This window comes from Actinotalea sp. C106, assembly GCF_023630195.1.
In the GTDB taxonomy this organism is placed as follows: domain Bacteria; phylum Actinomycetota; class Actinomycetes; order Actinomycetales; family Cellulomonadaceae; genus Actinotalea.
Window position 1 is genome coordinate 1 of the sequence record NZ_JALPKN010000175.1, and the last position, 6,798, is coordinate 6,798.

Annotated in this window: 7 protein-coding genes; 5 read left to right on the top strand and 2 right to left on the bottom strand. The window is 73.5% G+C overall.

The genetic code is table 11. The features are described from left to right. The first annotated feature begins 312 nt into the window (after window positions 1-312). The 4 genes from nadC (at window position 313) to L0B03_RS11985 (ending at window position 3,503) form a co-directional block, all read left to right on the top strand. Window positions 313-1,233 carry a carboxylating nicotinate-nucleotide diphosphorylase gene (nadC, locus tag L0B03_RS11970; RefSeq protein WP_250446031.1) on the top strand — a complete coding sequence of 307 codons (921 nt, stop codon included), beginning with the start codon at window positions 313-315 and terminating at the stop codon, window positions 1,231-1,233. Then, complete coding sequence (lysS, locus tag L0B03_RS11975; protein ID WP_374204941.1) at window positions 1,230-2,780, top strand: lysine--tRNA ligase; 1,551 nt, start codon at window positions 1,230-1,232, stop codon at window positions 2,778-2,780. The genes nadC and lysS overlap by 4 nt, the downstream gene beginning before the upstream one ends. 30 nt (window positions 2,781-2,810) lie before the next feature. Next, window positions 2,811-2,981, top strand: a complete 171-nt coding sequence (locus tag L0B03_RS11980; protein ID WP_250446033.1) for a hypothetical protein — start codon at window positions 2,811-2,813, stop codon at window positions 2,979-2,981. Between the two features lie 192 nt (window positions 2,982-3,173). Further along, the gene (locus tag L0B03_RS11985; RefSeq protein ID WP_250446035.1) at window positions 3,174-3,503 is read left to right on the top strand and encodes an Lsr2 family protein; all 330 of its coding nucleotides are present in this window, start codon (window positions 3,174-3,176) and stop codon (window positions 3,501-3,503) included. A gap of 95 nt (window positions 3,504-3,598) precedes the next feature. On the opposite strand, the gene xylB is transcribed toward L0B03_RS11985, so the two are convergent. Beyond that, entirely contained in the window at window positions 3,599-5,074 is a 1,476-nt protein-coding gene (gene xylB, locus L0B03_RS11990; RefSeq protein ID WP_250446036.1) for a xylulokinase, read from the bottom strand. Window positions 5,075-5,224: 150 nt separating this feature from the next. After that, complete coding sequence (gene xylA, locus L0B03_RS11995; RefSeq protein ID WP_250446037.1) at window positions 5,225-6,412, bottom strand: xylose isomerase; 1,188 nt, start codon at window positions 6,410-6,412, stop codon at window positions 5,225-5,227. 122 nt (window positions 6,413-6,534) lie between these two features. Between xylA and L0B03_RS12000 the strand changes: the two genes are divergently transcribed. Beyond that, the coding region (locus L0B03_RS12000; RefSeq protein WP_250446038.1) for a MarR family transcriptional regulator at window positions 6,535-6,798 on the top strand (264 nt) is incomplete at its 3' end.

Consider the following 6,798-nt stretch of genomic DNA (forward strand, 5'->3'; position numbering starts at 1 on the left):
CGGTCGAGCGGCACGTGACGCGCGGCGCGCGCGTGGCCTGATCGCCACTCGCCGGGCTCGCGGACGTCGACCAGCAGGGCGCCGTCCTGCAGCAGGTCGAGGGCGCGCTCGACCCGCACCGCCCGCGGCAGGGCGTCGGGGTCGCGACGCAGGAGACGGTCGAGCAGGGAGGTCATGGTGGTCCTTTCGGGGGAGTGCCGGCGGGGTGAGGAACCGTCCGACCATACCCCCACGGGTATCTGGTCGACGCGGCGCAGGGCGAAGGCCCCGGCCGTCGCACGCCCGCGGCCCGCCCTCGCTACCGTGGGGAGGGTGAGCAGCTCCCCCTTCCCAGCCCTCTCCGTCGGCACCTTGGACCCGGCGTGGCTCGCCGCGCTCGTGGGCCGTGCCCTCGACGAGGACCTGGGTGCGGCCCCCGGCCGCGACGTGACCACCCAGGCCACCATCCCCGCCGAGCAGCACGGGCTGGCCCACCTCGTCGCGCGGGCCGAGGGCGTCGTCGCCGGGCTCGTCGTCGTGCCCGAGGTGCTCGCCCAGACCGCGGGGCGGCTCGAGGTGCCCGTCCCCACCGTCCGGATGCGGGTGGAGGACGGCGCCGCCGTCGCGCGCGGCGAGGTCCTGGCCGAGCTCGAGGGGCCTGTCCAGGCGCTGCTCGTCGCCGAGCGCACCCTGCTCAACCTCGCGAGCCGGGCCTCAGGGGTCGCGACCCACGCGCGCCGGTGGGCCGTGGCCCTCGCCGGGACCGGGGCGACCGTGCTCGACACCCGCAAGACGACCCCGGGGCTGCGCGCCCTGGAGAAGTACGCGGTGCGCTGCGGGGGCGGCGAGAACAAGCGCATGGGGCTCTACGACGTCGCCATGGTCAAGGACAACCACGTCGCCGCGGCCGGCGGGACAGCCGCGGCGGTCGCGGCGGTGCGGGACCGGTTCCCCGAGGTCGAGATCCAGGTCGAGGCCGACACCGCCGCCCAGGCCATGGAGGCCCTCGACGCGGGGGCCCGCTTCCTGCTGCTCGACAACATGCCGACCCCGCTCCTGCGCGAGGTCGTCGCCGCGGTCCGGGCGCGCGAGGCCGAGACCGGTCCCGTGCTCCTCGAGGCCACGGGCACGCTGACCCTCGACCGGGCCGTCGAGGTGGCCGAGACCGGCGTCGACCACCTCTCGGTGGGGGGCCTGACCCACTCGAGCCCGATCCTCGACCTGGCCCTGGACCTCGTAGGATCGCGGGCGTGACCACGACGCCCGAGCAGCCCGACGCCCCGCAGACCGACGCCCCGCAGGCCGGCTCCGAGCCCCTGGGCGAGGACCTGCCCGAGCAGCTCCGGGTTCGGCGCGAGAAGCGGGACCGCATGCTCGCCGAGGGGCGCGAGGCCTACCCCGTCGGGGTGCCTGTCACCCACGGGGTGGCCGAGGTGCGGGCGACCTACGCGCACCTCGAGGCAGGCGAGGAGACCGAGGACCTCGTCGGCGTCGCGGGGCGCGTCGTCTACCAGCGCAACACGGGCAAGCTGTGCTTCGCGACCGTCCAGGACGGCGAGGGCAACCGGCTCCAGCTGATGCTGAGCCAGGCCGTCGTCGGCCCCGAGTCCCTCGACCGGTTCAAGGCCGAGATCGACCTCGGCGACCACCTCTTCGCCCACGGCAAGGTCATCAGCTCCCGGCGCGGCGAGCTGAGCGTCTTCGTCGACGACTGGCGCCTGGCTGCCAAGGCTCTGCGCCCGCTGCCCGTGCTGCACAAGGACCTCTCGGAGGAGGCCCGCGTGCGCCAGCGGTACGTCGACCTCATCGTGCGCCCGCAGGCGCGGGACATGGTCCGGCTGCGCGCCGCCGTGCTGCGCTCCCTGCGCGAGAACTTCCACCGTCGCCAGTACGTCGAGGTCGACACCCCCATGCTGCAGACCCAGCCCGGCGGGGCGACGGCCCGGCCCTTCACGACCCACATCAACGCCTTCGACCTCGACGTCTACCTGCGGATCGCCCCCGAGCTCTTCCTCAAGCAGGCCGTGGTCGGTGGCGTGGACCGGGTCTTCGAGATCAACCGCAGCTTCCGCAACGAGGGGGCGGACTCGACGCACTCCCCCGAGTTCGCGACCCTCGAGGCCTACGAGGCCTACGGCGACTACGACACCATGGCCGCGCTCACGCAGGACCTGATCCAGACTGCTGCCCTGGACGCCCTGGGAACGACCGCGCTGACCCTGGCCGACGGCACCGGGTACGAGATCGGCGGGCAGTGGCAGACCCTGCACCTGTACCCGTCGCTGTCCCAGGCCCTGGGCGAGGAGATCACCCCGCAGACCCCGCTCGACCGGCTCATGGCCCTGGTCGCGCGGTTCGACCTGCAGATCGACCCGCGCAAGCAGACCCACGGCAAGCTGGTCGAGGAGCTGTGGGAGCACCACGTGGGGGACACGCTGCACGCCCCGACCTTCGTGCGGGACTTCCCGGTCGACACGAGCCCCCTCACCCGTGACCACCGCGAGCAGCCCGGTGTCGTCGAGAAGTGGGACCTGTACATCCGCGGCGTCGAGACCGCGACCGCCTACTCCGAGCTCGTGGACCCGGTGATCCAGCGCGAGCGCTTCGAGGCCCAGGCGCGGCTCGCGGCGGCCGGGGACGACGAGGCCATGCGCATCGACGAGGAGTTCCTCGCCGCCATGGAGCACGCCATGCCCCCGGCAGGCGGCATGGGAATGGGGATCGACCGGCTGCTCATGGCCCTCACGGGTCTGAACATCCGCGAGACCATCCTCTTCCCCCTGGTCAAGCCGCTCTCCTGACGGTGGCGGGCCGGGCGTAGGATCGGCTCCATGCACCCTGCTCTCCAGGCCCTCGGCGCCGTGATCCCGTCGGTGGGCGTCGGCATGATCTTCTGGTTCGCGATGCGCGCGATCATCCGCGCGGACCGCCGCGAGCGCCTGGCCCTCGCGCGCCTGGATGCCGAGGAAGAGCGCGCCCGCGCGGAGCAGAACGCCCCCTGAAACGCCTTTCGACGAGGCCGTCGCGGAACTCTTCGCGCGGGACCACGCGTCCGTACGTCCGCGTACCGGAATCGTCGCAACAATGTGATGGGTCGGTGAATACGCCCACCCACGACGACGGCGAATGCATCCCGCGAGAACTCGGGGTAGTCTTTCGGCGACCAGCATATTTCCGGGCGAAAGAAGAATGTCATGGCACAGAAGGTTCAGGTCGTCCTTCTCGACGACCTCGACGGTGGCGCGGCGGACGAGACCGTGTCGTTCGCGCTCGACGGCGTCTCCTACGAGATCGACCTCAGCAGCGAGAACGCCTCCGCCCTTCGCGAGGCCTTCGCGTCCTGGGTCGGCCACGCCCGCAAGGTCGGCGGCCGCACCAAGTCGGCCCGTCGCGCCGGCGCCCCCCGCTCCGGTGCGAGCAGCGACAGCGCAGCGATCCGCGAGTGGGCGCGTTCGAACGGCTTCACGGTCAACGACCGTGGCCGCATCCCCGCCGAGGTCAAGGCGGCGTACGACAACCGCTGAGCAGGGTGGGCGGGACCATCCGCCCGACGACGTGACGAGGGCCCGGCAGCAGCGCTGCCGGGCCCTCGTGCGTGGGTGGCCCTGCACCTGCCGGATCAGGCCGGTCGCACCCCGGTGAGCTCGCGGACCGCGGCGTACTGCTCGCGGAGGGCCGGCACGGCGGGGGCCCGGTGCACCTCGACCGAGGAGGCCGCCCACGCGGGGGCCGTCGAGGCCTCGCCCGCCCCGGAGGCACGGGCCGCGAGCACCCACGCAGCCTGACGTGCGGCGCCGTCGGCCACGTACTCGCCCGGGGCAGGGACCGAGACGTCCAGGCCCAGGACGCTCGGCGCGATCCGCCGTACGGCCTCGGACTGCGCCCCGCCCCCGATCAGCTGGATCCGCTCGACGGGCACCCCTTGGGCACGGAGTGCGTCGAGGCCGTCGGCCTGACCGCACAGCATGCCCTCGACCGCGGCGCGAGCGAGGTTCGCGGGGGTGGTGTTGGCCAGGCGCAGGCCGTGCAGGGCCCCGGTGGCGTCGGGCCGGTTGGGGGTCCGCTCGCCCTCGAGGTAGGGCACCATCACGAGCCCCTCGGCCCCGGCGGGGGCTGAGAGCGCGAGGGCGCTGAGCCCGGCGTGGTCCACGCCGAGCATGCGTGCCGCGGCGTCCAGCACCCGGGAGGCGTTGAGGGTCGCGGTCAGCGGCAGGTAGCGGCCGGTCGCGTCGGCGAAGCCGGTGACCATGCCCGACGCGTCGGCGATCGGGCTGGATGCCACGGCCGAGACGACCCCCGAGGTGCCGATCGACAGGGCGACGTCGCCGCTGCGCATGCCGAGCCCGAGGGCGGCGGCCGCGTTGTCCCCGGCCCCCGGACCGATGAGGAGCGGGCCGCCAGGACGGTCGACCACGTGCGCGGCCTCCCAGGGGGCGACCACCCGCGGCAGCACGGCGTCGTGCCCGAGCCCCAGCACCAGCAGGTCGCGGCGGTAGTCCTCGGTGAAGGGGGACCAGTACCCGGTGCCGGAGGCGTCGGACCGGTCGGTGGCGAGTGTGGCGAGGTCGCTGCCCGGGCCGTACCCGGCCAGGCGCCAGGACAGCCAGTCGTGGGGCAGGGCCACGGCGGCGACGCGGGCGGCGTTCTCGGGCTCGGCGTCGCGCAGCCAGCGCAGCTTGGTCACGGTGATCGAGGCGACGGGGACCGAGCCGATGGCCTGCGCCCAGGACGCGGCGCCGTCCCTCGAGCGGGGTGTGTCCTCGGTGACCGAGTCGCCCAGCTCGGCGATGAGCTCCCGGGCCGCGGGGGCCGAGCGGGAATCGTTCCAGAGCAGGGCCGGGCGGATCACCTCGCCCTGCTCGTCGAGCACGACCATGCCGTGCTGCTGGCCGCCGACCGCCACGGCAGCGACGTCGTCGAGCCCGCCGGCCTGGGCGAGGGCCTCCTCGAGGGCGGTCCACCAGTGCTCGGGGTGGACCTCGGTGCCCTCGGGGTGGCTGGCGCGGCCCGAGCGGACCAGGGCGCCGCTCTCGGCGTCGCGGATGACGACCTTGCAGGACTGGGTGGACGAGTCCACCCCGGCGACGAGCGCCATCGCTCCTCCTCGGAGTACGGCTGGTGGGACGGGGACGGGGACGGGGACGGGCGCCGACGTCCGGCCGGCCAGGGTCGGTCGGGCTGGACGCTGCGCCGGGTCGGTCGACCACGAGGGCCGACCGACCCGACGCAGCGGCCGGTCAGAGGATCAGCGTGCCCCGATGGCGTGCTCGAGGGCGAGCTGGTTGAGGCGGACGAAGCCGAAGCCGCGCTCGGCGACCACGTCGACGTCGAGGTCCTCGTAGGCCGAGGTGTCGGCGAGGAGGTCGGCGAGGGTCTCGCCCTCGGCGAGGGTCGGCGTGGCGAGCTCGAGCACGCCGGCGGCCTCGAGGGCCTCCTGGACCTCGGGGTCGGCGCGGAAGGCCTGCGCCCGCTCCTTGAGCAGCAGGTAGGTGGTCATGTTGGCCGCGGCCGAGTCCCACACGCCCTGGAAGTCCTCGGTGCGCGAGGGCTTGTAGTCGAAGTGGCGCGGGCCGTCGTACCGCGGGCCCCCGCTCGGGAAGCCGTTCTCGACGAGGTCGACCGTGGCGAAGGCCGAGAAGAGGTCGCCGTGACCGAAGACGAGGTCCTGGTCGTACTTGATCGAGCGCTGGCCGTTGAGGTCGATGTGGAAGAGCTTCTCCGACCACAGGGCCTGGGCCAGGCCGGTGGTGTAGTTCAGGCCCGCCATCTGCTCGTGGCCGGTCTCGGGGTTGAGGCCCACGATGTCCCCGTGCTCGAGCTGGGCGATGAAGCCCAGGGCGTGGCCGACGGTCGGCAGCAGGATGTCGCCGCGGGGCTCGTTGGGCTTGGGCTCGAGGGCGATGCGCAGCCCGTAGCCCTTCTCCTTGATGTAGGCGGCGACGGTGTCGATGCCCTCGGCGTAGCGGTCGTGCGCGGCGTTGAGGTCCTTGGCCGAGTCGTACTCGGCCCCCTCGCGCCCGCCCCACATGACGAAGGTGTCGGCGCCGAGCTCGGCGGCGAGGTCGACGTTGCGCACGATCTTGCGCAAGCCGTAGCGGCGCACCCGGCGGTCGTTCGAGGTGAACGCGCCGTCCTTGAAGATCGGGTGGCTGAAGGTGTTGGTGGTGACCATCTCGACGGTGATGCCGGTCTCGTCGAGGGCGCCCTTGAAGCGCGTGAGGATCCGGTCGCGCTCGGCGGCGTCGGAGCCGAAGGGCACGACGTCGTCGTCGTGGAAGGTCACGTGGGCGGCGCCGAGCTCGGCGAGCTTGTGGACCGACTCGACCGGGTCGAGCCAGGGGCGGCTCGCGGCACCGAACTGGTCCTGGGCGTTCCAGCCGACGGTCCACAGACCGAAGGAGAACTTGTCAGCGGGGGTGGGCTTGGGCGCCATGAGTGGCTCTCCTCGATGAGAACGGTGGTCGGGCGGGCCGACCGGCGATCGACGCCCGGAGACCCCGGCGCGCCATTTGTTGTATGGATGAACTTATGCCCTGAGGTCGGTAGGGTCAAGGCATGAGCGCTCGGGCAGGTCACCTCGGCGCACGCCGCGCCGGTGGGGGAGCGGCCCGCCAGCAGAGCCTGCGCCAGCACAACCTGGGCCTGACCCTGCGCCGCGTCGTCGACGCCCCGAGCCCGGTCTCCCGTGCGGACATCGCCGGGTCCACGGGGCTGACCCGGGCGACGGTCTCCGCCCTCGTCGACCGCCTCATCGCCCTCGGCCTGGTCGCCGTGCTCGAACCCCTCGTCGCTGGGCGGGCCGGCCCCCCCGCCCGGCCC